This is a genomic window from Shinella granuli (assembly GCF_004341885.1).
Classification (GTDB): Bacteria; Pseudomonadota; Alphaproteobacteria; order Rhizobiales; family Rhizobiaceae; genus Shinella; species Shinella granuli.
The window spans coordinates 353078-378711 of record NZ_SLVX01000001.1; the positions used below are offsets into that span (position 1 = coordinate 353078).

Here is a 25634-nt window from a genome sequence, read left to right on the forward strand (position 1 = left end):
ATGAAACCGGCGACCGCCAGCCCAGCCCGCAAGGACATCCGCCTGTCGTTCGAATTCTTCCCGCCGAAATCGGCGGAAGCCGAAGGCCAGTTGTGGGAGACGGCCGCCGCGCTTTCGGCCTATGAGCCGGGTTTCATGTCGGTGACCTACGGCGCCGGCGGCTCCACCAAGGCGCCGACGCTCGCCACCGTCCGCCATCTCCTTGCAATGGGCCTTCCGGCCGCTTCGCACCTCACCTGCGTCGGGGCGACGAAGGAGGAGGTGCATGCCGTCGTCGCCGAGTTCCAGGCGGTCGGCGTCAGGCATTTCGTGGCGCTGCGCGGCGATCCGCCGGGCGGCGTCGGCACGGCCTACCGGCCGCATCCCGGCGGCTATGCGAATGCGGCGGAACTGACCGCCGGCCTGCGCAGCCTTGCCGATTTCGAGATCTCCGTGTCCGCCTATCCGGAAAAGCATCCGCAGAGCCCCGACGTCGCCGCCGACATCGACATGCTCAAGCGCAAGGTGGATGCCGGCGCGACGCGCGCGCTCACCCAGTTCTTCTTCGAGAACGACGATTTCGAGCGCTATCTGGAGCGCGTGCGCAAGGCCGGCATCGCGATCCCGGTCGTGCCGGGCATCCTGCCGGTGCACAATCTTTCCCAGGTGCAGAAGTTCGCCGGCCTGTGCGGGGCTTCCGTGCCCGGCTGGCTCGCCGACCGGCTGGCGCCCGTCGACGACCGGCCGCAGGAGCGCGCGGCGGTGGCGATCGACCTCGCCGCCCGGCAGGTGGAGGATCTCATCGCCCGCGGCATCGGCGAGTTCCATTTCTACACGATGAACCGCGCCACGCTGGTCTCGGCCGTCTGCGACCGCGTCGGCTTTGCCCGCAACGACCGCCACGCGGCAGGGGCGGCGGCCTGACCGCCGGCACCGTCCGATAAATCTGTGCCCGAAACGAAAATGCATGGCGCCGTTTCCGGGGCCATGCATTTTTCCTGAATAGGTTTCGGCAGGGTTTGTTGCTTTTGTCCCTGACCTCCCGGACTGCGCTTTGATCGCCTCAGATGAAGATCATCGTTGCGATGAAGAGGAACGCTGCACTGATCATCAGAACATTCAAGGAATGTGTGAGTCCCATGGCTACCTCCTTGCGTTTACGGTGCGATATTACGACCGAAAAAAGCGTGTTGGAAAGGTGTTTTGTTGCTGCGCCGCAACATCGGTCCGCCGACGGGCACTTATTCACAGCGCTAACCTGCTGAATTTACTCCTCTATTGCGAATGCCACAAAAAATTCACAATCCCTACCGGATGACGAATGCCGACATTGTGCATTTACCAGTATGGCGAAAGTCGGGCGGATAATCCGGCGGATTGCCATGAAACGGCCGGGAAGGCGCTTTGTTCCCGGCTTTCTCAGGCGCTGCGGAAACGGGCGAAAACACGCCCGTCGAGCACGACGAGGCCGAAGAGGACGAGCACCATGCCGAGCATGCCGAGCGGCGTCAGGGTTTCGCCGAGGAAGAGCATGCCGGCGAGGATGGCGCTCGGCGGCACGAGCAACGTGACGAGCGAGGTGTTGGTGGCGCCGGCGGCCGCCATGATCCGGAAGAACAGGATGTAGCCATAGGCGGTCGAGACGAGCGCCAGTGCCAGCACGGCGAGGATGGCCGGCAGCGGGGGCAGGGGGAGCTGCCAGGGCGTGTCGAGCGCCAGGGAGACGGGCAGCATCAGCAGCGTCGATGCGGTGAGCTGGCCGGCGGCGGTGACGGGCGCGGCGGTGCCGCGGAAGCGCTTGCCGTAGGTCGCGGCAAAACCGTAGGAGACGGCGGCGAGCACCGGCAGGACGACGGCCCAGAGCGGCGGGCCGCTGTTGCCGGTGAAGGGGGCGAGCGCGCGCGGGCCGATCAGCACCGCGGTGCCGACGAGGCCGATGAGGCAGCCGGCGATCTTTTCCGAGGAGAGCTTTTCGTCCAGCGTGAACCGGTTGGCGATGAGCACGGTGAAGATCGGCGTCGTCGCGTTGAGGATGGAGGCGAGACCCGCGCCGATCTGCGTCTGGCCGAGGAAGATCAGCATGTGCGGCACGGCATTGTTGATGAGGCCGAGCAGCAGGAACTCGCGCCAGCGGGCCCGCAGCGTCGCATAGATGTCGAACCGGCCGGCAATATAGATGTGCAGCGCAAGCGCGGCGATGCCGACGCGCAGCAGCACGAGGGTCGCCGGCGGCACATGGGCGACGGCGACGCGGGCGAAGAAGAAGGAGCCGCCCCAGATCATGCCGAGGAGCGCGAGCAGGCCCCAGGTCTGTGCGCTCATGCGCGCTGCCGCCTGCTGTTTCATTGTGCGTTCTCCCGGGCATCCCGCCGCCCGCTCGTCTACCCTACAAGCGGCCAGGCAAAAAGACAGAGCGGCAGCCGGGTTTCGACCGCGCTGCCGCTCTGGGTCTCTTCGTGCCTATATAATCGTGGCGGCGCGCCGCCACCCGATTTCCGTCAGAGCGCGGAAAGGAGAGCCTGGGTCGCCCAGCCGTCGGCGGGCAGGCCGAGGCGGAGCTGCTCCTTCTGGATCGCGGCGCGCGTGCCGGAGCCGAGGATGCCGTCGATCTTGCCGACATCGTGGCCGAGGCCCTGCAACTTGGTCTGCAACTGCTTCATGCTGTCCTCGGACAGGCCTTCCTCCGGCGCGCCGCGCTCATAGGGCGGGGCGCCGGCAAGGCGGGTCGCGAAATAGGCCGCCGACGTCGTGTAGATGAACGACTGGTTCCATTCGAGATAGATGTTGAAGTTCGGGTAGGTGATGAAGGCCGGGCCCTTGCGGCCCTGCGGCAGCACCAGCGAGGCTTCCAGGTTGCCGAAGGAGGTGTCGCCGTTGCGCGGCGTCACGCCGAGGGCGAACCAGTCGGCCGCCGTCATGCCCGGTTGCAGGCCGGTCTTCTCGAAGGGCAGCACGTCGGGCACGGAGACTTCCTGGATCCAGGGCTGGCCCTTCACGAAGCCGAGATGCTGGATGAACTTGGCGGCCGTCAGGATGGCGTCCGGCGAGGACTGCTTGACGTTGATATGGTTGTCGCCGTCGCCGTCGACGCCGAATTCGATGATGTCCTTCGGCAGCATTTGCACCTGGCCGATCTCGCCGGCCCAGGCGCCCGTCGTGCCGTTCGGGTCGAGGTCGCCATGGCCGACCATCTCGATGGCGGCGAGAAGCTGCGGGCGGAAGAGCTCGGGCCGGCGGCAATCGTGCGCGAGCGTGACCAGCGCGTTGCGGGTGTTGAAATCGCCCTGCACGGCGCCGAAATCGGTTTCCATCGCCCAGAAGGCGGCGATGATCGGGCCCGGCACGCCGAATTCCTGCTCGGCGCGCTGGAAGACCGGGGCGAGGTCCTTCAGCTTCTTGCGGCCGATGTCGAGGCGCGACTGGCTGACCGTGCGCTTGGAGAATTCGAGGAAGGTCTGGCGGAAGACGCCCTGGGCGCGGTCACGCGACAGCACCTTCTGGTCGATGGCGGCGCCGGCGAGCGCCCGGTCGGCGACCTCGGCGGAAACGCCGCGCGTCAGCGCCTCGGCCTTCACGCCCTGGAGGAAGGCGTTCAAGTCGCCGCCGCAGGCTGCCGTCGACTGGGCATGTGCGTTGCCGGCGAGAAGAAGGGCCGTGAGGCCCACACCAAGTTTCGTCTTCAGGTTTAGCCGCATCTCGAATGCTCCTTGGTCCGTTGCTGGCCCGGCTGTCTCAGGTGAATGTGACGAAAGCAAGAAGAAAAAGGCGGCTGCGGCGTGCAGCCACCCTTTTCACGCGATTGTGCCTTTCGGGCGACCTTCGTCTTCGAGATGCAAGACCGCCTGTGACCTGCCCGGGTTCAGCGGGAAACCGTCTTGACCCAGCTATTCCAGTTCTTCGCGGAGCCGGCGAAGACGTTGATGTCGGTATTGCCCGATATGCCCGGCACGACGCCTGTCGACGTATATTGCCAGAACGCCCACTTGCGCGCCGAATAGATGTTCTCCGGATGGTTCGCCACCGAGCGCAGCCAGAAGGGGTAGCCCTCGAAATGGCCGACGAGGTTGTCGCGGTGGAAATCGACCGTGGTGTAGATGATCGGCCGCTTGCCGTAGTGCTTTTCGATACGGTCCATGAAGCGTTGCAGGACCGTGCGCACCTCGTCCGGAGGCGGGCGCAGCTTGCAGGTCGGCGAGACGGGGTTCCATTCGGCGTCCAGCACCGGCGGCAGCTGCACGGCCTCCTTCGGCACATTGGCGATGAACCAGTCGGCCTGGGCGTCCGCCGTCGAGCAGAAATAGTAGAAATGGTAGGGCGCATGGGCCACGCCGGCCGCGCGCGCGCCGCGCCAGTATTCGGCAAAGCGGCTGTCGAGGCGGTCGGTGCCCTCGGTCGCCTTCAGGAAGGCGAAGGAGACGCCGCTCTTCTTCACGGCCTGCCAGTCGATGTCGCCGTTCCACTTGGAAACGTCGATGCCGTGGATATCGTGGCGGTGCGGAGTGCGCGCGCCGAAATCCTGCGGGTCCTTGTCGTCGAAACGGGGCGGCACGGAGGCGGTCGACACGAGGTCGTAGTCGGTGGTGGAACAGGACGAGGCGAGAAGGGCGAGGGGCAGCAGAGCCAGAATGAGCCGACGCATGGAGGTCCCGTTGTTGCGCGTTTCCTAATCCTGCCTCGAACGGGGCGGGTCGTAAAGGGCGGACGCGCGAGACGGATCGAACACCACTCGCATGTTTCCGTAAAATTATGGTTAGCGGCCCGTTAAGCCGCGCGCGAAAGCCCCTCACCGTTCAGCACGGGGAGGGGGTTTGGCGGCCGAATCCGGCTTGCGTCAGAACTTCATGCTCACGCCGAGCATGATCGAGTGCGAATCGAGGTCGCCCCGCCGGCCGGCGGCATCGAAGATGTCGGACTTGCCGTAGTCGGTGTAGCGGTATTCGACGCGGCCCGCCACCGTGTCGGTGAAGGCCTGCTCGACACCCGCGCCGATCGTCCAGCCGTGGACCGTGTCCTTCTCCTTCACGCCGGCATCGCGGTTCTCAAGCTCCGCGCGGGTGAAGGCCCAGCCGCCCGTGCCGTAGATCAGGGTGCGGTCGAAGGCATAGCCGAGACGGGCGCGCACCGAGCCGCCCCAGTTCGTCTCCGCCTCGTAGCGCGTGCCGCCCGAGGAGAAGCGCTCATTGTTGAAGTCGTGCTTGACGTCGGCTTCCACGCCGTAGACCCAGCCGTCGTTGAAGAAGTTGTAGCCGGCATAGGCGCCGAGCGCAAAATCGTCGAGGCCCTCGTCTATGGCGGGCGCCGGGCCGCCGGAGCTGGCATTCGTCCAGGCGTAGCCGGTGTTCACGCCGACATAGAAGCCGCCCCAGTCATAGACGCCGGCGGCCGTCTCGACGATCGGCGTTTCCATCGGCGGTTCGGCAATGGTCATGTCGGCCGCGAAGGCCGGGAGCGCACCGGCGGTGACGAGGATGCCGGCGGCACCGAATATCATGGATTTCATCTGATGGTCCTTCCCACTCGAATACTCGCACGAAGCCCCACGCACGAATGACAACAGGTTTCGAACGTCTGAGGGCCCCGATGGTTCCGAAGAAAAGGAACCCCTTGAATCTTGGGGGCGGATGCCAACGCTCCCTTAACACTCTGTCATTCTTTGTCCGCTAGAAACATCCGCGGGGCCGGTGCCGGCCCGATGCACCCTGTTGTCATGATAACAACGGTTTAGGGTTACATGATGTTGAAAACCTTGTTGCCGAGGATCGAGCAGCGCTATGCGCTGACGGGGTCGATTTTCGGAGCCTTCCTGCCAACCATCTGCTTTGCCGCCGACCAGTTGCTGCGCGACAGCGCGCAGGCAAGCCTTTTCGGCTTTTCCGCGCCGACCGCCACGGCGCTTGCGCTCATGCCGGTCTTCTTCGGCGTCGGCTTCTACCAGATCGGCCGGTCGAAGGCGCTGCTCATCGCCGAACTCAGCCAGCGCCGGCAGACGGAGCAGCGGCTGACGCACGATGCCTATCACGACCGGCTGACGGGGCTTGCCAACCGGTTCTGCCTCGAGCGCGACATCCAGGCGATCGTCGAGAGGAGCGAGGAAGCGGACCGGCCGGCACTCCTGCTGCTCGATCTCGATCGCTTCAAGTTCGTCAACGACAGCCTCGGCCACGACGCGGGCGATGCGCTGCTGGCCGCCATTGCCGGGCGGCTGCGGCGCGCGCTGTGCGCGACGACCGGCGTCTACCGGCTCGGCGGCGACGAATTCGTCGTGACGATCGCCGGGCGGCCGTCCGCGGGCAAGATCGAGGATGTCTGCCGCACGATCTGCGACCTCTTTGCCGAACCGTTCGAACTGAAGCGCCACCGGGTCGCCAGCGGCTGCAGCATCGGCGTGACCTTCATGGATGCGGGCGACACGTCGATGTCCGAGCTGCTGAAGCGCGCCGATCTCGCGCTCTACGAGGCGAAGGCGATGCCCGGCAGCGGCTTCCGCTTCTTCGATGCGGCGCTGGCGGCCGATGTGCAGGCCCGCTCGGCCATCGAGAACGATCTTGCGCGCGCGATCCGCGCCGAGGAATTCTTCCTCGAATACCAGCCGATCGTCGGCGTGGAGAGCCGCACGGTGCGCGCCTTCGAGGCGCTGCTGCGCTGGCGGCACCCCGAGAAAGGGCGGATCATGCCCGATGTCTTCATTCCGGCGGCGGAGAAGACCGGCCTCATCCTGCCGCTCGGCAACTGGGTGGTGCGCGAGGCCTGCCGCGAGGCGGCAGCCTGGCCGGCGCCGGCGGGCGTCGCCATCAATGTCGTCGGCGACCAGTTCAAGGACCGCGCCTTCGTCGGCTATGTCAAGCAATGCCTCATGGAGACCGGGCTTGCCCCGGGACGCCTGACGATCGAGGTGACGGAATCGGTCTTCTCGGTCGACGAGACGGTCATCCGGGAGAGCCTTTCGGAGCTGCGCAGCCATGGCGTGCGCGTGGCGCTCGACGATTTCGGCATCGGCTTTTCCTCGATCAACAACCTGCGCGCCTTCCCGATCGATCAGTTGAAGATCGACCGTTCCTTCGCGCAGGCCATGATGGAGAGCAAGCGCGATGCCGACCTCGTCGACATCATCCTGAAGCTCGGACGGACGTTCCAGGTGACGACGACGGTGGAGGGCATCGAATCCGAAGGGCAGCTTGACTTCATCCGCCAGCGCGGCGCCTCCGAGGCACAGGGCTACCTGATCTCCGGGCCGGTGGCGGCGTCCGACGTGATGCGCTTCCTTTCCCAATCCGACGACAGGCTTTCGGCGTGACTGCGAAAGGTCTTTTCATGACAGGCAAATCCTGATTGTCTCGGGGCTCGAAGGAGAGGCCGGTATGAGACGATTCTACAGGCTTGCCGCCTGGACGCTTTCCGTCCTTGCCCTCGTCGTGCTGGTGGGGGCGAGCTGGCTCATCGTGTCGCCGCCCGCGCTGCTCAGCGTCGGCTCCGGCTATGCCGCCAAGATCGTCTGCTCCAGCGTCTTCATCTCCGGCCGCGATCCGCAGCAGGTGCTGGCCGAGGACGTGCAGGCCCCCGGCCATCCTCTCCTGAAACTCATGCGGCAGGATGTCGATCTTGCCGGCAAGACGGTGACGACGCGCCTTCTCGGCCTCTTCGCGCCGGGTTATGCCGTCTGGCATGAGGGTTTCGGCTGCTCCGGCGTGCCGGACGGCGATTTCGAGGCGGCGCGGCAGGCGGTCTCCGATGTCGCCTTGCCGAAGGTCCCGCCCGGGGATCCTGCCGTCGCCTGGCCCGATGGCGAGGCGGTGACGGAGGACGCGCGCATCGCCGCGCTTCTCGCCGATCCCGCGCTTGCCGGTCCGGGGATGCGGGCGATCGTCGTCGTGCATGACGGGCGCATCGTTGCGGAGGCCTATGGGGACGGTTTTTCCGAGACGGTGCCGCTGCTCGGCTGGTCGATGACCAAGACGGTCAATGCGGCGCTGGTCGGCCGGCTGATGCAGGCCGGCGCCCTGTCGCCGGGCATGGACGATCTCTTTCCGGAATGGCGCGGCGATGCGCGGTCGCAGATCACGCTCGCCCACCTCCTCGCCATGGAGAGCGGGCTCGCCTTCAACGAGAGCTACGGCAGCGTGGCGGACGTCACGCGCATGCTGTTTCTGGAGCCGGACATGTCGCGCTTCGTTCTGTCGCTGCCGCTGGAGGCCAATCCGGGCGAGCGCTTCACCTATTCGAGCGGCACGGCGGTGCTCCTGTCGCGCATCTGGATGGGCGCGCTCGGCGGGCGCAGCCAGGCGCTGTCCTTCCCGGCGCGGGCGCTCTTTGCGCCGCTCGGCATGGCGAGCGCGGTGATGGAGCCGGACGAGACCGGCATTTTCGTCGGCTCCTCCTACATGTATGCCACCGCGCGCGACTGGGCGCGCTTTGCGCTCTTCCTGCTCGACGACGGGGTGTGGAAGGGCGACCGGCTGCTGCCGGTCGGGTTCGTCGGGGCCATGGCGATGCCGACGAAGGCATCCGGCGGCGCCTACACCCACATGCAGACCTGGGCGAAGGGGCCGGGCGACAGGAGCGATGCGGATTACGACCTGCCGGACGAGGCGTTCTGGATCCTCGGCCATGACGGCCAGTCGGCCGCCGTCATTCCCTCGAAGAGGCTCGCGGTGATCCGGCTGGGGCTGACGCCGTCGAAACTCGGCTACCGGCCCCAGCCGCTGGTGAAAGGCGTCCTCGACATCCTGGACGCAGCGAAGCTGGAGGCCGGTCAGGCGCCGACCTGAGCGATCCAGTCATTGAGGTTGTAGGTGTTGGAGATGCGCGCGACCTTGCCGTCGCGGATCTCGAAGAAGGCGCCGGCGGGCAGCACATAGGTCTGGCCGTTGGCTTCCGGCAGGCCCTCGTCGGTGGCGAGGTACTGGCCGTTGACGGTGAACTCGGCCGCCCCGCGCGTGCCGTCGTCGTTCGACATGATGACGATGTCCGTCAGCGTCTCGCGGTAGCTGCGGTTCATGTGCGCCATGAAGTCGCGGAAGGTGTCCTTGCCGACCTGGCGGCCGCCCTGGTTGATGTCGTGGATGACGTCCTCGTGCAGGAGGTCGAAGAAGGCCTCCATGTCCTGCCTGTTGAAAGCATCGTAATAGGCGCGGATCGTCTCTTTTGCTGGCATGTCATCCCTCATATCGTTGTCTTCCGGGCGGAGCCCGTCCGCCTTATAGCATTGTTCAAATCGTTGGGAATATTCGCGGATCATGCAGATCAAGATTGTCCATGGCGCGGCCGTGACGCCGCATATCGCCGATCTCGCGCGCCTGCGCATCGACGTCTTCCGCGCCTTCCCCTATCTCTACGAGGGCAGCGAGGACTACGAGGCGTCCTATCTCGCGACCTATGCGCAATCGCCCGAAAGCCTCTTCGTGCTGGCGCTGGACGGCGCGCGCATCGTCGGCGCCTCGACGGGGGTGCCGATGGCGGACGCCTCGGAGGTTTTCCAGGCGCCGTTCGTTGCCGCCGGCATCGATCCGGCAAAAGTCTTCTATTTCGGCGAATCCGTGCTGCTTCCGGCCTATCGGGGCAGGGGGCTCGGCGTGCGGTTCTTCGAGGAGCGCGAGGCCTATGCCCGGCGCCTCGGCCGTTTCGACTGGTGCGCCTTCTGCGCCGTCGATCGCCCGAAGGACCACCCGCTGCGGCCGTCGGAGTACGTGCCGCTCGATGAATTCTGGGGCAAGCGCGGTTATGAGCGCCGCGCGGATCTCGGCACCCTGCTCGCCTGGCAGGATATCGGCGCGGCGGAGGAGACGGAAAAGCCGATGACGTTCTGGCTGAAGCCGGCACGGTAGCCCCTCAACCGGCTGCCGCCCATGCCGATCCGGCTTCCTGCAAATCGCAAGGACGTCAATATTCAGACGACAATGGGGAGGAAACGCGCTCCGCAACCCCCTTCGCCCCGCGTGCGGGGAGAAGGTGCCGGCAGGCGGATGAGGGGCAGATCCTTACCTCAGGCCGGTCTCGTCCAGCAGGCCCTTGCGCTTGGCATGGTAGTAGTAGCCGGCCGCATAGAGGCGCACGGCGCCGTCATTCTTGTCGTCGGCCACCATCCAGGCGCCGCGCAGGTATTTTCCGGCATATTTGATGTTCGTCTCGGCGTCGAACAGGCCTTCCGGCGGGCCTTCGTAGCCCATGCTCCTGGCCGTGGCGTACTTGATCTGCATCAGCCCGTAATGGCCGCGGTTGTAGGCCTTGGGATTGTAGGTGCTTTCGCGCTTGACGACGCGGTGCAGGAGCGATTCCGGTATGCCGTAGAGCGCGGCATATTTGCTGATGATCGCGTCGATCGGCGTGCCCGACTTCGTGAACGGCTGCTCGGCCTGCGGAACAACAAGACGGGTCTCCGTCGTCAGCACGGCATTGCCCGCCAGTGCGGGTTTTGCCATCGGCACGATCTTGCGGCTGGCGACGAGCTGTTCGAGCCCTTCGGGCTCGCCGCTGTCGAAGCCGGGTTCCATGACGGAAACGCCGATGACGGTGTCGTAGCCCTGCTGCGTTTCGGTCGCGACGCCGGCGACGTCGTTGCCGGCAAGTGCGGCGGTGGCGGCCGCGGCGCCGGTCATGGGCCTGGCTTCCGCAAGGGCCGAGACGGGGACGGCAGCGTCCGTGGTGTCGCCTGCGACGGCGATCGGCGTCGGCAGGGCGTCCGGCGTGTTTTCCGTGCCCGGCTTGGCGTCGGGCAGGGCGGCGTAGGAGACTTCCGTCGTCGCGCCGTCGGCGGCGGCGATATCCGTGGTTTCCGCCGATGCGGGCGTCACGGTCCTGGCCGAGGTCGCGTCGTCGGCAACGCTGGCGCAGCCGGCCAGCGTCGCAAGAAGGCCTGCGCAGGCAAGCGTGGCAATGCGTGCCGGACGGGAAACGGGGGTATCAGCCATGGTCGTCGCTCTCGGTTTGCCGGGGTGCGCGGGCGCCGGAACGCCCGCTTCTTTGCAAATCAATCGGCCGTGGCCGTTCCCCGTCCATAGCCGATCGGGCGCGAAGCGGCAACCCGTAGGCCTTGCCAAGCGTCAGGCGGCTGCCCGTTTGAGGCCGGCGGTGAGCAGTCCGGCGCCGATCAGCAGCGTGCCGCCGGTGCGGTTGACGACCTTCTGGACCGAGGGTTTTCGAATGGTCTTGCGGGCCGCGGCGGCGAGCAGGGCATAGGAAAAGGCGTTCAGCGTCGCGAGCACGAGGAAGGTGATCTCGAAGATCACCATCTGCGGCAGGACCGGCTGCGAGAGATCGAGGAACTGCGGCAGGAAGGCGACGAAGAAGACGATGCTCTTGGGGTTCAGCGCGGTCACCACATAGGCATGGGCGAAGATGCGGACGGGCCTTTCCTCCGCCGGTGCCGCACCCTCGGCGCCGGCCGCGACGGGCGCGCGCCACAGCTTGATGCCGAGCCAGACGAGATAGGCCGCACCCACCCATTTCAGCACGGTGAAGATCGTCGCCGAGGTGGCGAGCAGCGCGCCGAGGCCGAGCATGGAGGCGGTCATGGCGGTGAAGTCGCCGAGCGCGACGCCGGCGACGGTGGCGCCGGCCGTGCGACGCCCGTGGCCGAGCGCATAGGAGATCACGAGGAGGATGGTCGGGCCCGGAATGGCCAGCATGATGGCGGAGGCGGCGGCGAAGGCAAGCCAATGTTCGAAGGACATGAAAACTCCCCGGATCGAGTGCAATCCGGGGAGCAAGCCATCACGAATTTTCGCCGTCAAGCGGGATCTGGAACGTGCCGCGATCTTTCGAATGCGCTCCCGCGTCCAGGATTCGTCCCGCACCGGTCGCTGTCGCAAAACCGCTGCGCCGTTTTGCGCGGCAGGCGTCAGGCGGCCGGCTTCCACTTCTGGCCGATGACGTCCATCACCTCGCCGAACCATTTTGCCGACGTGTCGAAGTGCTTGCCGCCCTTGATGCGCGGAAACTCGATGGTGCGCAGCTTGCCGCCCTGCCCCTCGTCATGGCCGGTGACGCCGGAGACCTTGTTGAGCGCGCTTTCGACGGCAAGGTCGGTCATGCTCTGGATGAGGCGGAGGTCGTCGCGGTTGGCGGGGGCGGAGCGGGCGTAGTAGCCGGACTTCTGCACCATGGAGCGCTCGGCGCCGAGCAGGGCGGCAAACTGCTTGGAGAACCAGTTGCCGACATTGATCGTGTCGATCTTCACATGGCCGAAGGCGTCGCGCTTGACGGTTTCGCCGGAAGCCTCCCGCTCGGCGACGATCGCATCGAGGCAGGCGCCTTCCGAAACGAAGAGGGTGACGAAGCCGGCGCGGTCCATGATGCCCTTGAGGCGCTCGGCCTCGGCTTCCAGGTTGAAGTCCAGCTCCGGCAGGTAGAGGCCGTCGATGTTCTTGAGCTGCGTGTTCATCATGAAGCCGTCGACATAGTCGTTGCCGCTGGTCTTCTCGATATAGGCACGCGCCGTCGCGGCGGTGAGCCAGCCGCAATGGCGGCCCATCACCTCGTGCACGACGAGCGTTTTCGGCGCGGCGCTCTGCTCGTTGCTGACATGGTCGAAGAAGCCGGCGCCGACTTCGGCGGCCGTCCAGGCGCCGAGCGACTGGCGGATCGGCACGACGTCGTTGTCGACCGTCTTCGGCAGGCCGACGACGGTGAGGTCGTAGCCGTTGGCGCCGAGATAGGCGGCAAGGTCGGCCGCCGTCGTGTTGGTGTCGTCGCCGCCGATCGTGTGCAGGATGGTCACGCCGTCCTTGGCGAGCCGTTCGGCCGCCACGCGCAGCGGGTTCTCGCCTTCCTTGACGAGGCCGCGCTTCACGCAGTCGGCGGCGTTGGTCAGCTTGACGCGGCTGTTGCCGATCGGCGAGCCGCCATAACGATGGAGAAGGGGCGCCTTTTCGCGCATGTCCTTCGTGATTTCGATGCGGTCGGCAAGCAGGAGGCCCTGATAACCCGAACGATAGGCGGCGAGCTCGATGTCGGGCGCGATGTCGCTGTAGCGTTCGATGAGGCCTCCGACGGCGGACGACAGACAGGGGGCGAGCCCGCCCGCGGTCAGCATTGCGACTTTCTGCTTGGCCATGTTTCCTCCTCGGCGTCAGCCCGTCTCGATGTGCAGTTGCTCTAGCGCAGAATCCCCGGAAGGGGAACGGCGCGGCGAACTTATCCGCACTCCATGACGGATTGTCTTTCATGCATGGCGGGGAAAATGTTTTGGCCGGAAAATTTCGATGCCTCCACTTGATGAGGGCCATCAAAATTTTGTCATTCAAGCATTTCCCGCCTTGCTTTCCCTGCAATTGTCTGATCAAGATCACCTTATGTTCCAGAATTCGCCCAGTTGCTTCATCAGTGCCGTGTGGGATCGCCTCGTCGGCATGGTCTCGGATACCGCCAGCAATGTGCTGTCCGGCGTGGTCGAGGCCGTGCGCACGCTGTTCGAAGGCGATCCGGAAACCCGCAAGCAGGTCGCCTTTTCCGTGGCGATGATCGCGCTTTCCGCCAAGATGGCGAAGGCGGACGGCGTCGTGACGACCGCCGAGGTCGATGCCTTCAAGGACATCTTCAAGTATCCCGACAACCAGGCGGCCAATGTCGCCCGGCTCTACAACCTCGCGCGCCAGGATGTCGCCGGCTACGAGGCCTATGCGGAGAAGATGAAGGCGCTCTGCGTCTCCTGCGAGAAGAACTGCCCGATCCTCGAGGACATCGTCGACGGCCTGTTCCATATCGCCAAGGCCGACGGCCTGATCCACGAGAAGGAAATGGCCTTCCTCGGCCGCGTCGCCGAGATCTTCGGCATGGCGGACGAGCGTTTCGAGCAGATCACGGCGCGGCATGTCCATGTCAGCGGCCGGGACCCCTACAAGGTGCTGGGCGTCAAGCCGAGCGACGACTTTGCGGAAATCCGCAAGCGTTGCCGGGTGCTTGCCTCGGAGAACCATCCTGATAGGCTGGTGGCGCGTGGCGTGCCGGCCGAGTTCCATCAGATCGCGAACGACCGCATGGCCGCGCTCAACGCTGCCTATGAGGCGATCGAGAAGGAACGCTGCGCTGCATGAGCGCATTCATCTGTGACTATGCCGGCGCGACGGCCGCGCCGTCGCCGAATTTCGGCGAGCGGGCAGGCGGGCGCACGCCGGATATCATCCTCCTGCATTATACCGGCATGGAAACGGCTGACGGCGCGCTGAAATGGCTCTGCGCGCCGGAAAGCCAGGTTTCCTGTCATTACTTCGTGCACGAGGACGGGCGCGTCGAGCAGCTCGTGCGCGAGGCGGACCGCGCCTGGCATGCGGGAAAGAGCTTCTGGAAGGGCGAGACCGACATCAACTCGGCCTCGATCGGCATCGAGATCGCCAATGCCGGGCATCCCGGCGGCCTGCCGGATTTCCCCGATGCGCAGGTCGCGGCGGTCGTCGAACTGTGTCGCGATTGTGGCAAGAGGTGGCAAATCGCCCCGGAACGGGTGCTCGCGCACTCCGATGTGGCCCCCGTTCGCAAGGTCGATCCGGGTGAAAAATTCCCGTGGGAGCGCCTCCATGCCGGGGGTGTCGGGCACTGGGTAGCGCCATCGCCGATCGCCGGCGGGCGGTTCTTCCAGAAGGGGGACGCCGGCCAGCCGGTCGAGGCCCTGCAGACCATGCTGTCGCTCTACGGCTATGGCACTGAAATCGATGGGGTTTATTCGGAGAAAACGGAAGGCGCCGTCGCCGCTTTCCAGCGCCATTTCCGGCCCCGGCGGGTCGATGGCATCGCCGATTTCTCGACCATCGACACGCTGCACCGGCTGCTTTCCGCGCTGCCGCGACTGGCGGCCTGACAGCCTATCCGAATATTCGAATATTACGGTCTGTAACAGAAGTTTACCGTTTCGCCACATCCTGACCCGATTGGGCATGTTCTTTCCGCTTGCGTTCATCGCAGCGCAGCATGCGGTCAGGGCCTGACCGCAATCAACGAGGATCGAGACGTTTGCGCGGGCTGCGCGGCTTGAGATGCCGCGGGCCAAGGCTCTGCCTTTGCGCCTTTTGGAGACGATGACTAGATGAGAAGACTTCTTGCCGCCTTCAGTGCGGCCTGCTTTTGTGTGTCCGTTTTTTCCGCCGCCACGGCCTATGCCGAACCTTCCCGGGGCTCGGCCAAGAAACAGTATCTGTTCCAGACTTCCGAAAAACAGGAGGCCGCCGGCAAGCAGAAGCCGCGCAAGGTTTCCAGCAAGCGCAGCAACAAGCGCACGACCGTCATCGACAAGGACGGCGTGGTCGTCGGCAAACTGAAGACCTACAAGAGCACGACCGGCTACCCCAAGGCGGAGAATCCGCTGTCGGCGGAGCGCAAGACGGCCGGCTATTCCGGCCTGATCCAGACCTATGCCAAGGCCTATGGCGTGCCCGTCGACCTCGCCCATGCGGTGGTGCGCGTCGAGAGCAACTTCAATCCGAAGGCCCGCGGCAGCGCCGGCGAGATCGGCCTCATGCAGATCAAGCCGGCCACGGCCCGCATGATGGGGTATCGCGGCGGCGCCAAGGGCCTCTACGATCCCGAGACCAACATCAAGTTCGGCATGAAGTATCTCGCCATGGCGCACGATCTCAGCGGCGGCACGACCTGCGGCACGATCCTGCGCTACAATGCCGGCCATGGCGCCAAGCGCATGAACCCGGTCTCCAAGCGCTATTGCGGCAAGGTGCAGAGCATCATCGACTGACCGGCGCGACGTTTCGCGGGCTGGAATCGGCCCGCGGTCATGCTATGCCATCGGTGAAAAGCGAGGGTAGGGCATGGATCGGCATTTCGATTTCGTCGTCGTGGGCAGGGGCATGATGGGGGCGGCGGCCGCACGCCACCTTGCCGCAACGGGCGCCTCCGTGGCGCTCGTCGGGCGGGGGGAACCGGCCGACTGGCAGAAGCACGACGGCGTCTTCGCCAGCCACTATGACAGCGGCCGCATCACCCGCACGATCGACCAGGACCCGGACTGGGCCCTGCTCGCCAAGCGGTCGATCGCCCGCTACCGCACCATCGAGGCCGAGAGCGGCATAGACTTCTACGGCGAGACGGGCTGCCTGATCAGCGGTCCTGCCGGCGGCGATTTCCTCACTGCCGTCGAGGCCGTGGCGAAGCGCTATGCGCTGGAGGCGCCGCTGCTCGACCGGGCGGCGCTGCGGGCGCGGTTTCCCTGGTTCGACCTGCCGGAGAGCTCGGCCGGCGTCTTCGAGGTGAAGGGTGCCGGCTATATCGATCCGCGCAAGCTCGTCGCTGCACAGGTCGCCTGCATGGAAAAGGCCGGCGGCGTTTCCATCCTCGACGATGCCCTTTCGGTGACGGATGCCGGCGGCCGTGCCGCGGTGGCGTTGAAATCGGGCGGTGCGGTCACCGGCGGGCGCGTGCTGGTGGCGACCGGCGGTTTCTCCCGTGCGCCCGGGCTGTTGCCGAGGGTGCCGGCCCTTGTCGTCAAGGCACGCACCGTCGTGCTGGCGCAATTGTCGCCCGAACAGGCCGAGGCCTATCGCGCCATGCCGTCCTGGATCGACGAGAGCGCCGATCCGGCCGACCATTTCTACTTCCTGCCGCCGATCGTCTATCCGGACGGCCATTCCTATCTCAAGATCGGTGGCGATCCGACGGAGGTCGCGATCGAGGAGGAGCAGGCGATTCGCGACTGGTTCCGCGGCGAGGGGCGGCCGGAGGCGATCGTGCATCTGAAGCGCCTGCTTGCGCGGTCCATTCCCGATCTCGATCCGGTGCGTCTTGTCTCCGCACCCTGCGTCACGACCTATACGGTGCACGGCTATCCCTATGCCGGCTTCGTGGAGGGTGATCGTGTCGCGCTCCTGACCGGCGGCAACGGGGCGGCGGCGAAGAGTTCCGACGAGATCGGCCGCATCGGCGCGGACCTGGTGATTCGCGGAAAGATGGACGAACCGGACTACACGACGGATTTCGCGGTTCATTTCCGATAAGACACTGGTCTTTCCTCTCGGTATCGGTTAGTCAGCGCCTGCCAGTTGGCCGGGCAGCCGCGCCTTGCAAGGGTCGAAAGGCCGCAGGGTGAGGAAAGTCCGGGCTCCACGGAAACACGGTGCCGGATAACGTCCGGCGGGGGCGACCCCAGGGAAAGTGCCACAGAAAGCAAACCGCCTTCTCCGGAAGGTAAGGGTGAAAGGGTGGGGTAAGAGCCCACCGCGGCCATGGCGACATGGACGGCACGGTAAACCCCACCGGGAGCAAAACCGAATAGGGATGACGCGAAGCGCGCAAGCGCTTCAGCCCGTTTCCGGGCCGGTCATCCGGGTGGGTTGCAAGAGGCCGGGCGCAAGTCCGGTCCCAGATGAATGGCTGCCACGTTCCGGCGAAAGCCGGAGCCATACAGAACCCGGCTTACAGGCCAACTGGCAAAAACCTCCTCCGCAGGACGGTTCTTCACGACGCGCCAATGCGCTGAAATCCGAAGGGTTGCGCCTGCGACCGCGCACTCCGGGCAGATGCGGGTGCCTGCCGGTTCTCCTCCCGAATACGGGTGGCCAGGGCCCCTCGAAGGGGATGAGTGTCAGTTTGTCCCGGAAGGGCCTTGTCAGGTGAGTCCTCTTCGAGGAAAAACACCTTCTGGCCGACCATAGGGAAACAAACATGCATGTCCTTTCGATCTCTCCGGAACTTGCGCAGCGGTTGAAGGAGCAGCATGTCAGCGTCCAGATAGGCGGGCTCTTCAGGGCGCAAGACGGGATCAGGATGGAAGCACCCTGCGGGCTTTTCGGCGGTGTCTCCGTGGACAACCCGCTGACGTTCGGCGCGTTCTCCTATTCCTGGTCCATGCTCACGCGCGTCAGCCGCGTCGGTCGGTACTGCTCGATCGCGACGAATGTCGCCTTCGGTGCGGGGGAGCACCCGACGGACTGGATCAGCACATCAAGCGCCTTTTACGCCCGGTCCTTCCTGGGCAGCGGCTTTGCCGAGCAGAACGGCGGTTTCGACCCGGTCGACCAGGACGTCTCGCATCCGCGATACAGGGACATCACGATCGGCAACGATGTCTGGATCGGCGACCGCGCCTATATCCGCGGCGGAGTTCACATCGGCGATGGCGCCATCATCGGCACGGATGCGGTCGTGACCAAGGACGTGCCGTCCTATGCGGTGGTTGTCGGCAATCCGGGGCGCGTGGTGAAGATGCGCTTTGCGGAAAAGATCATCGCACGCCTTCTCGCCAGCCGATGGCACGACTACTCCTTCACGTCGTTCCAAGGACTGCCTTTCACGAAGGTGGAAGAGTTCCTTGACATCCTTGACGCGAAGCGAGCGGACGGCTCCATCCAGCCGTATCAGCCCAGGATTCTGACCTTCCCCAACGATTTCGTGGTTCATCCTCTTTAGTTCGGGCACGGATTTTGGGCGTGCGGTCGGATTGGCGCGATCCGGGGGGCTTGCCGGCCTATGGGAAGCGCCGTTCGCGCCGGCCCTCGTGCTCTCACCGAACCTGTGCCCGGCTTCTTCCGGAACCGCTCACGCCGATATCACGGAATGTGTCTCCCTATAACAATTCGTGTTTCCGGGCCGATGCCTGCGCCAATTCCATCCCTTTCGCTGTCCCTCTCCCTACAATTGCTGCTGTGAACTCAGGCGGATGTAGGCGCAGGCTGCGGGTTTCCTGTTTTGTTCCTCGGGCGTCGTTTTTAACCTCGTGTTAACCCTCGGAATGTAGGGTTAACAAACTGTTTTCGCCCGCAATTCAGGCTGCCGAGAGGATGTGGATTTGCGCGACGCAACTGTTCGCATTTGACGGTCTCATCACCGGGAACGAGGTCACTTCCCATTGACGCCCATATGGTCCCATGGTATCCCAAACTCACACTGCACAAGGACGCATGAGCGTCCGATCATCGCAAAGCTTTGAGGCTGACCGGCTGGGGATGGTACGGCGCGTAGGCGACGTATCAGGGCTGGCTTGCGTGTGCGGTGTTGTGTTGGGTGAGCCGGGGCGGATGCACAGCGCCATGGCTCTGGAAGCGGCTGTATCGCGTCATGAACCGGTTCCTGTCGAATGCGACAAACAGGATCGATGCCAAGGGGCGGGTTTCCGTTCCGTCGGCCTTTCGCTCCGTCCTGTCGCAGCGCGACATCCGGGAGCTGTACTGCTTCCAGGATTTCTTGTTTCCGGCGATCAGCGTCGGCGGGCTGGATCTGCTCGATCGTTTCGAGCGCCAGATCGCCAGCGAGGACGTTCTTTCGCCGCAAGCCAACCGGATGTCGCTCCTGGTCCACGGGGGCGGGGTCTTCATGAAGCTCGATTCGGAGGGGCGCCTGCCGGTCACGGATTTCATCCGCGACTATACGGGCATCACCACGGAGGTGACCTTTGTCGGTCGGGCGGATCATTTTCAGCTCTGGGCACCGCAGACATTCCTAGCCACGCAGGCGGCTGCCCGGGAAGAGTTCAGGACGCGAGGTCTGGGCTTGGGGTAAGACGGAGAATCGGAATGGCGGCGGATCTTGGCGGAGGTTTTTCTGATGCCGATGGCGGACCGGTCCGTCACATTCCGGTTCTTCTCTCCGAGGTCCTCGCGGCGCTTTCGCCGAAACCCGGCCAGGTCATCCTCGACGGCACGTTCGGGGCAGGCGGCTATACGTCCGCCATCCTCGCCGAGGGGGCAAATGTCATCGCGCTCGACCGCGATCCCAACGCCATTGCGGGCGGCAAGGCGCTGGCCGAAGCGTCCGGCGGCCGGCTGACCCTCATCCATTCGCGCTTTTCCGAGCTTGCCGAGCATGCGCCCGCGGGCGGGCTCGACGGCGTCGTGCTCGATATCGGCGTCTCCTCCATGCAGATCGACGAGGCCGACCGCGGCTTCTCGTTCCAGAAGAACGGGCCGCTCGACATGCGCATGTCTGCCACCGGCGTCTCGGCTGCCGATGTGGTGAACCGCGCAAAGGTCTCCGATCTCATCCGCATCTTCGGCTTCCTCGGCGAGGAGAAGCAGGCCGGGCGCATCGCCCGCGCCATCGAGAAGGCGCGCGAGAAGGAACCCTTCACCACGACGCGCCAGCTCGCCAACCTCATCGAGCTGACGACGCCGCGCAAGGCCAAGGACAAGATCCACCCGGCGACGCGCGTCTTCCAGGCGCTGCGCGTCTTCGTCAACGACGAGCTCGGCGAACTTGCCGAAGCCCTGTTCGCCGCCGAGCGCGTATTGAAGCCGGGCGGGCGGCTGGTCGTCGTCTCCTTCCATTCGCTGGAGGACCGGATCGTCAAGAAATTCTTCCAGGACCGCGCCGGAAAGGCGGCGGGCTCGCGGCATCTGCCGGAAGTCCACGACAAGGCCGCAACCTTCGCACCAGTCGGGCGCCCTATGGTGGCGGCCAGCGACGAGGAGAGCGCGGTCAATCCGCGCGCCCGATCCGCGAAGCTGCGGGCGGGCGAGCGCACGAGCGCCCCCGCCGGGACGGATGATCTGTCCATTTTCAACCTGCCGAACCTTGCCGACCTTGCGAAGATGGGAAGCTGAGTGATGTTCCGTACCCTTGATGTCGTGATGATCGCCGTCATGACCGCAGCAGCCACCGTCACCTATTCGATCAAGCACCAGGCCGAGAACAAGCTGGAAGAGGTGCGCAAGCTCGACGCCGAGATCAAGCTGGAGGAGGACACGATCGACCTCCTCAAGGCCGACTGGGCGCTGCTCACCCAGCCGAACCGCCTGAACCGCCTGGTGAAGACCTTCGAGGCCGACCTGAAGCTCGTTCCGACCGAATCGATCCAGCTCGCCCAGCCGAACGAACTGCCCATGCCGACGGCCGAACTGCCGGCGCTGGCGCCGGAGAAGGACGAGAAGGTCGCCAAGAGCCAGAAGAAAGCCAAAGGCACGGACGCAATCCAAACCGGATCGGTGGCAAACTGATGTCGTTTCTCTCCCGCATCATGGACCTCAAGAGCAAGGCGCATTTCAGCGCCGGCGGCAACAACAACCGGGCCGGCAGCCATGGCGGCCATGCCTTCGAGGGCACGCGCAAGCGCTCCGGCTCGCAGGCCCGCAGCCGCGTCGCCGTCATCATCTGCTGCTTCGGCATGGTCTATGCCGTCATCGGCGGCCGCCTCGTGCAATATGGCATGGCCTCGCCCGAAACCGTGTCCTCGATCGGCCCCGCCGACCACCTGATGGCCTCGCGTCCCGACATCGTCGACCGCAACGGCGAGATCCTCGCCACCGACATCCGCACCGTCTCGCTCTATGCCGAGCCGCACAAGATCGTCGATGCGGACGAGGCGGTGGAAATGCTCGCCACCGTCATGCCCGACCTCGACCGGCGCGGCATCTACCGCAAGCTCACCTCGAAATCCCGCTTCCAGTGGCTGAAGCGCCAGCTGACGCCCAAGCAGCAGAGCCGCATCCTGGCGCTCGGCATTCCCGGCGTCGGCTTCCGGCCGGAAAAGCGCCGCTTCTATCCGGGCGGCGTCACCGCCTCGCATATCGTCGGCCATGTCAACATCGACAACCGCGGCATTGCCGGCATGGAGCGCTACATCGACAACCAGGGTCTCGCCGACCTTGCCGCGATCGGCATGACGAGCGATGCCAAGCTGGAGCCGGTGCGCCTGTCCATCGACCTGCGCGTCCAGGCCATCGTGCGCGACGTCGTGGCGACGGGCATGGAGAAATACAAGGCGATCGCCGCCGGCGCCGTCGTGATGGACGTGCATACGGGCGAGATCCTCGCCATGGCCTCGGTGCCGGACTACGATCCCAACAACCCGGCCGAAGGCGCCAAGGAAGGCTGGATGAACCGCATGTCGAACGGCACGTTCGAGATGGGCTCCACCTTCAAGAGCTTCACGACGGCGATGGCGCTCGATTCGGGCAAGGTGAAGATCACCGACAGCTTCGACGCCCGCGCGCCGATCCGCATCGGCGGCTTCACCATCAAGGACTTCCACGGCAAGCACCGCGTGCTGACCGTGCCGGAGATCTTCCAGTATTCCTCCAACATCGGCACGGCCAAGATGGCCGACGTCGTCGGAATCGCCGGCCACAAGGAGTTCCTGACGCGGCTCGGCCTTCTGACCCGGCTCGAAACCGAGCTGCCGGAGGTGAAGACCCCGACGCAGCCGCGTGAATGGAAGAAGATCAACTCGATCACCATCTCCTTCGGCCACGGCGTCTCGACGACGCCGCTGCAGACGGCGGTGGCCGCGGCGGCGCTGATGAACGGCGGCCTCCTGATCAACCCGACCTTCCTGCCGCGCACGGTGGAGGAGGCGAACGAGGTGGCCAAGGTCGTCGTCAAGCCGGAGACCGGCGACAAGATGCGCTACCTCTTCAAGCTCAACGCGAACGACGGTTCCGGCCGCCGCGCGCTCGTTCCGGGCTTCAATGTCGGCGGCAAGACGGGCACGGCCAACAAGGTCGTCGGCGGCCGTTATTCCAACACCCAGAACTTCAACGCCTTCCTCTCCGCCTTCCCGATCGACGACCCGAAATATGTGGTCCTCACCTTCATCGACGCGCCGCAGACGGGTGAGGGCGGGGGGCGCACCGCCGGCCTCAACGCCGCGCCGATGGTCGGCGAGATCATCCGCCGCTCGGCCGCCCTTCTCGGTGTAAAGCCGAAATTTGGTGAGGACGGGTCTGCCTTGCTTGTGTCTTATTGAATGGAGAAGACGGGAGGCCGATTCGAATGGAAACGGCTTCCACTGGAAAGCAGCAGAGCGGACAATGAAGATCAGTGACCTCGCCGGACCCGAAACCGAAGACCTTTCCGCCGCAGCCGCGATAGACATCGGCGGCATTGCCAGCGACAGCCGGAAGGTGAAGCCGGGCGATCTCTTCGTTGCACTCTCAGGCACCAGGGCCGATGGCAGCGCCTTCATCGCCGATGCCGTCTCGCGCGGCGCCGCCGCGGTTGCCGTTGCCGCCGGCAGCAAGGCCGAAGCCTCCGTCCCGGTCATCCCCGTCGCCGAGCCGCGCCGGTTCCTGGCGCTTGCCGCCGCCCGCTTCTACGGCCGTCAGCCGGAAACCATGGTCGCCGTGACCGGCACGGCCGGAAAGACCTCCGTCGCCTCCTTCACCCGCCAGATCTGGGCCCATGCCGGCCACGCCGCCGCGATGATCGGCACGACCGGCGTCGTCGCGCCCGGCCGCAACGACTACGGCTCGCTGACGACGCCCGATCCGGTGTCGCTGCACGAACTGCTCGCCGAGCTTGCCGATGCCGGCGTCACCCATGCCGCGATGGAGGCGTCCAGCCACGGCCTCGACCAGGCGCGTCTCGACGGCGTGAAGCTCTCCGCCGCCGCCTTCACCAATCTCGGCCGCGACCACATGGACTACCATCCGACGGTCGAGCACTACATGGCCTCGAAGATGCGGCTGTTCGATACGCTGCTCGCCAAGGGCGCGCCCGCCGTCATCTATGCCGATGACGAATGGTCGGGCGTTGCGATCGAGGCGGCGCGGAAGGCCGGGCTCGACGTGCGCACGGTCGGCCGCAAGGGCGAATACCTGACGCTGAAGCGTGTCGAGCATTTCCGCCACAAGCAGACGGCCGAGGTGCATGTCGGCGATGCCATCTATGAAGTGCATATCCCGCTCGCCGGCGATTTCCAGGTGGCGAACGCGCTCGTCGCGGCAGGCCTTGCCATGTCGACCGGCGTCCCCGCCGCCGTCGCCATGGCCGCCCTCGAAAAGCTGATCGGCGCCTCCGGCCGGCTCGAACTGGTGGGCCACGCCAGGAACGGCGCGCTCGCCTATGTCGACTATGCCCACAAGCCGGATGCGCTGGAAAACGTGCTGACCTCCGTGCGCCCCTTCACGACGGGCCGTGTCATCGTGGTCTTCGGCTGCGGCGGGGACCGCGACAAGGGCAAGCGGCCGATCATGGGCGAGATCGCCACGCGCCTTGCCGACGTGGTGGTCGTCACCGACGACAATCCGCGCTCCGAGGTGCCTGAAGTCATCCGCTCCGAGATCATGGCGGCGGCCAGGGGCGCGACCGAGATCGGCGATCGCGCCGAGGCGATCCGCAGCGCCGTCCGCATGCTGCAGTCCGGCGACACGCTGATCGTCGCCGGAAAGGGGCATGAGGAGGGGCAGACCGTCGGCACCGTGACGCTGCCGTTCTCCGACCACGCGGAATTGCTGAAGGCCCTGGAGGAACTCGACCGTTGAAATGGCTCTGGACCACGCCTGATCTCGTCGCCGCCCTGCACGGCCGCCCCATCGGCAACCTGCCGCAGGGCGTCACCGGCATTTCCATCGACAGCCGCAACATCGCGCCCGGCGAAGCCTTCTTCGCCATCAAGGGCGATCGCGTCGACGGCCATGATTTCGCAAGCTTCGCGGTCGCCAACGGCGCGGCGCTGCTCGTTGTCAGCGAAGGCAAGCTGCCGGCGCTCGGCCGGCTCGTCACGCCGATGATCGTGGTGCCGGACGTGCTCCAGGCGCTCGTCGACCTCGGCTGCGCGGCGCGCGACCGCACGGCGGCCCGCATCGTCGCCGTCACCGGCTCCGTCGGCAAGACGACGACCAAGGAGATGCTGCGCCAGGCGCTTTCGCCTTCCGGCAGCGTGCACGCCTCCGTCGCCTCCTTCAACAACCATTGGGGCGTGCCACTGACGCTCGCCCGCATGCCGGAGACCACCGACTACGGCGTCTTCGAGATCGGCATGAACCATCCCGGCGAGATCCGCCCGCTGGTCGCCATGGTGCGCCCGCATGTGGCGATGATCACGACGATCGCGCCGGCCCATCTCGGCAATTTCCGTGATCTGGAGGAGATCGCCGCCGCCAAGGCGGAGATTTTCGAGGGTGTCGTGCCGGGGGGGCACGCCCTTCTCAACCGCGACAACGAGCAGTTCGCCTTCCTCGAAAAGGCGGCGCAGGCGGCCGGCGTCTCGCATGTCCACAGTTTCGGTGCCGATCCGACGGCGGAGTTCCGCCTGCTCGATTTCATCCCGAGTGCCGAGGGCGGGCTTTTGCGCGCCGCGGTCGGCGGACAGACGCTGGAAGTGCCGATGGGTGCGCCCGGGCGGCACATCGCCGAAAACGCCGTCGCCGTGCTCGGCGCGGTGCATCTTGCCGGCGGCGATATCGAGAAGGCGATGGCGGGGCTTGCCACCATGCAGGCGGAGAAGGGGCGGGGACGCCGCTACCGGCTCGCCAAGGACGGCGGCTGGTTCACGCTGATCGACGAGAGCTACAATGCCAACCCGGCCTCGATGCGCGCGACGATCGCGCTGTTGCGCGACGCCGAGCCGCATGGCCGGGGCCGGCGCATCGCCGTGCTCGGCGACATGCTGGAAATGGGCGAGCATTCGCTTCTCGTCCATGCCGGCCTTGCCGAACCGCTTCTGGAGGCGGGTATCGGCGACGTCTGGCTCGGCGGACCGGACATGGCGGCGCTGCGGGATGTGCTGCCGGAGGGCGTGGCGACTGAATACCGCGACACGGCGGACGCGCTTGCCGCCCATGCGCTCGATGCGGTGCAGCCGGGCGACGTTCTGGTCGTGAAATCGTCGAAGGGCACGGGATTCAGCCGTATCGTGGCGGCCCTGCTTGACAAATATCCGACGTTCCCGGAGAGGGAACGCGAGCTTTGAGGGAGGTTCGGCCGGGCAGATGCCCGCCGGGCCTTCTTTTTTATGGAATCGACATCTCCGTCCGCGGTCGGTCACGCCGCGGATGATGCGGGGAACC

At 65.6% G+C, this 25634-nt stretch carries 23 protein-coding genes and 1 other RNA gene; 16 read left to right on the top strand and 8 right to left on the bottom strand.

Going from position 1 to position 25634, the window contains the following annotated elements; translation table 11 throughout:
• Positions 1-903, top strand: coding sequence for a methylenetetrahydrofolate reductase [NAD(P)H] (metF, locus tag EV665_RS01680; protein ID WP_133032851.1), 903 nt, complete (start codon positions 1-3; stop codon positions 901-903).
• Between the two features lie 495 nt (positions 904-1398).
• On the opposite strand, the gene EV665_RS01685 is transcribed toward metF, so the two are convergent.
• From EV665_RS01685 to EV665_RS01700, 4 genes are all read right to left on the bottom strand, one after another.
• A complete protein-coding gene (locus tag EV665_RS01685; protein ID WP_245507630.1) occupies positions 1399-2325 on the bottom strand; it encodes a DMT family transporter in 927 nt (308 codons plus the stop codon).
• A 152-nt stretch (positions 2326-2477) separates the two neighbouring features.
• Positions 2478-3674: a lytic murein transglycosylase gene (locus EV665_RS01690; protein ID WP_133032852.1), complete on the bottom strand. Its 1197-nt coding sequence runs from the start codon at positions 3672-3674 to the stop codon at positions 2478-2480.
• 164 nt (positions 3675-3838) lie between these two features.
• Positions 3839-4618: a glycoside hydrolase family 25 protein gene (locus tag EV665_RS01695; RefSeq protein ID WP_064330584.1), complete on the bottom strand. Its 780-nt coding sequence runs from the start codon at positions 4616-4618 to the stop codon at positions 3839-3841.
• A gap of 192 nt (positions 4619-4810) precedes the next feature.
• Positions 4811-5479 (bottom strand): outer membrane protein, encoded by a 669-nt coding sequence (locus tag EV665_RS01700; protein WP_133032853.1) that lies wholly within the window; start codon positions 5477-5479, stop codon positions 4811-4813.
• 231 nt (positions 5480-5710) lie between these two features.
• On the opposite strand from EV665_RS01700, the gene EV665_RS01705 reads away from it, so the two are divergent.
• Entirely contained in the window at positions 5711-7273 is a 1563-nt protein-coding gene (locus tag EV665_RS01705) for a putative bifunctional diguanylate cyclase/phosphodiesterase (protein WP_133032854.1), read from the top strand.
• A gap of 64 nt (positions 7274-7337) precedes the next feature.
• Positions 7338-8744, top strand: a complete 1407-nt coding sequence (locus EV665_RS01710; RefSeq protein WP_133032855.1) for a serine hydrolase domain-containing protein — start codon at positions 7338-7340, stop codon at positions 8742-8744.
• Here the strand turns inward: EV665_RS01710 and EV665_RS01715 are convergent.
• Positions 8729-9130, bottom strand: coding sequence for a ketosteroid isomerase-related protein (locus EV665_RS01715; protein ID WP_133032856.1), 402 nt, complete (start codon positions 9128-9130; stop codon positions 8729-8731). The genes EV665_RS01710 and EV665_RS01715 overlap by 16 nt on opposite strands.
• Positions 9131-9212: 82 nt before the next feature.
• On the opposite strand from EV665_RS01715, the gene EV665_RS01720 reads away from it, so the two are divergent.
• Entirely contained in the window at positions 9213-9800 is a 588-nt protein-coding gene (locus tag EV665_RS01720) for a GNAT family N-acetyltransferase (RefSeq protein WP_133032857.1), read from the top strand.
• A 153-nt stretch (positions 9801-9953) separates the two neighbouring features.
• On the opposite strand, the gene EV665_RS01725 is transcribed toward EV665_RS01720, so the two are convergent.
• From EV665_RS01725 to EV665_RS01735, 3 genes are all read right to left on the bottom strand, one after another.
• Complete coding sequence (locus tag EV665_RS01725; RefSeq protein ID WP_064330580.1) at positions 9954-10883, bottom strand: lytic transglycosylase domain-containing protein; 930 nt, start codon at positions 10881-10883, stop codon at positions 9954-9956.
• A gap of 132 nt (positions 10884-11015) precedes the next feature.
• Positions 11016-11645: a LysE family translocator gene (locus tag EV665_RS01730; protein WP_133032858.1), complete on the bottom strand. Its 630-nt coding sequence runs from the start codon at positions 11643-11645 to the stop codon at positions 11016-11018.
• 167 nt (positions 11646-11812) lie between these two features.
• On the bottom strand, positions 11813-13027 hold the full coding sequence (locus EV665_RS01735; RefSeq protein WP_133032859.1) for a pyrophosphate--fructose-6-phosphate 1-phosphotransferase: 1215 nt from the start codon (positions 13025-13027) through the stop codon (positions 11813-11815).
• Between the two features lie 238 nt (positions 13028-13265).
• On the opposite strand from EV665_RS01735, the gene EV665_RS01740 reads away from it, so the two are divergent.
• The 12 genes from EV665_RS01740 (at position 13266) to EV665_RS01795 (ending at position 25537) form a co-directional block, all read left to right on the top strand.
• Entirely contained in the window at positions 13266-14006 is a 741-nt protein-coding gene (locus EV665_RS01740; protein ID WP_133032860.1) for a J domain-containing protein, read from the top strand.
• Positions 14003-14767, top strand: coding sequence for an N-acetylmuramoyl-L-alanine amidase (locus EV665_RS01745; RefSeq protein ID WP_064330576.1), 765 nt, complete (start codon positions 14003-14005; stop codon positions 14765-14767). The genes EV665_RS01740 and EV665_RS01745 overlap by 4 nt, the downstream gene beginning before the upstream one ends.
• Positions 14768-14992: 225 nt before the next feature.
• Positions 14993-15655 (top strand): lytic transglycosylase domain-containing protein, encoded by a 663-nt coding sequence (locus tag EV665_RS01750; RefSeq protein ID WP_245337285.1) that lies wholly within the window; start codon positions 14993-14995, stop codon positions 15653-15655.
• Positions 15656-15728: 73 nt separating this feature from the next.
• Positions 15729-16910, top strand: a complete 1182-nt coding sequence (locus tag EV665_RS01755; RefSeq protein WP_133032861.1) for an NAD(P)/FAD-dependent oxidoreductase — start codon at positions 15729-15731, stop codon at positions 16908-16910.
• 41 nt (positions 16911-16951) lie between these two features.
• Positions 16952-17347, top strand: an RNA gene (gene rnpB, locus EV665_RS01760) — RNase P RNA component class A.
• A gap of 332 nt (positions 17348-17679) precedes the next feature.
• Positions 17680-18321 (top strand): CatB-related O-acetyltransferase, encoded by a 642-nt coding sequence (locus EV665_RS01765; protein ID WP_162852943.1) that lies wholly within the window; start codon positions 17680-17682, stop codon positions 18319-18321.
• 648 nt (positions 18322-18969) lie between these two features.
• Positions 18970-19410, top strand: coding sequence for a division/cell wall cluster transcriptional repressor MraZ (mraZ, locus tag EV665_RS01770; protein WP_064330573.1), 441 nt, complete (start codon positions 18970-18972; stop codon positions 19408-19410).
• Between the two features lie 14 nt (positions 19411-19424).
• The gene (gene rsmH, locus EV665_RS01775) at positions 19425-20450 is read left to right on the top strand and encodes a 16S rRNA (cytosine(1402)-N(4))-methyltransferase RsmH (RefSeq protein WP_133032863.1); all 1026 of its coding nucleotides are present in this window, start codon (positions 19425-19427) and stop codon (positions 20448-20450) included.
• Positions 20451-20453: 3 nt separating this feature from the next.
• Entirely contained in the window at positions 20454-20843 is a 390-nt protein-coding gene (gene ftsL, locus EV665_RS01780) for a cell division protein FtsL (protein WP_064330571.1), read from the top strand.
• Entirely contained in the window at positions 20843-22591 is a 1749-nt protein-coding gene (locus EV665_RS01785; protein WP_064330570.1) for a peptidoglycan D,D-transpeptidase FtsI family protein, read from the top strand. The genes ftsL and EV665_RS01785 overlap by 1 nt, the downstream gene beginning before the upstream one ends.
• Positions 22592-22655: 64 nt before the next feature.
• Positions 22656-24107: a UDP-N-acetylmuramoyl-L-alanyl-D-glutamate--2,6-diaminopimelate ligase gene (locus EV665_RS01790; protein WP_064330569.1), complete on the top strand. Its 1452-nt coding sequence runs from the start codon at positions 22656-22658 to the stop codon at positions 24105-24107.
• Entirely contained in the window at positions 24104-25537 is a 1434-nt protein-coding gene (locus EV665_RS01795) for a UDP-N-acetylmuramoylalanyl-D-glutamyl-2,6-diaminopimelate--D-alanyl-D-alanine ligase (protein WP_133032864.1), read from the top strand. Before EV665_RS01790 ends, EV665_RS01795 begins: the two co-directional genes overlap by 4 nt.
• Positions 25538-25634 lie beyond the last annotated feature (97 nt).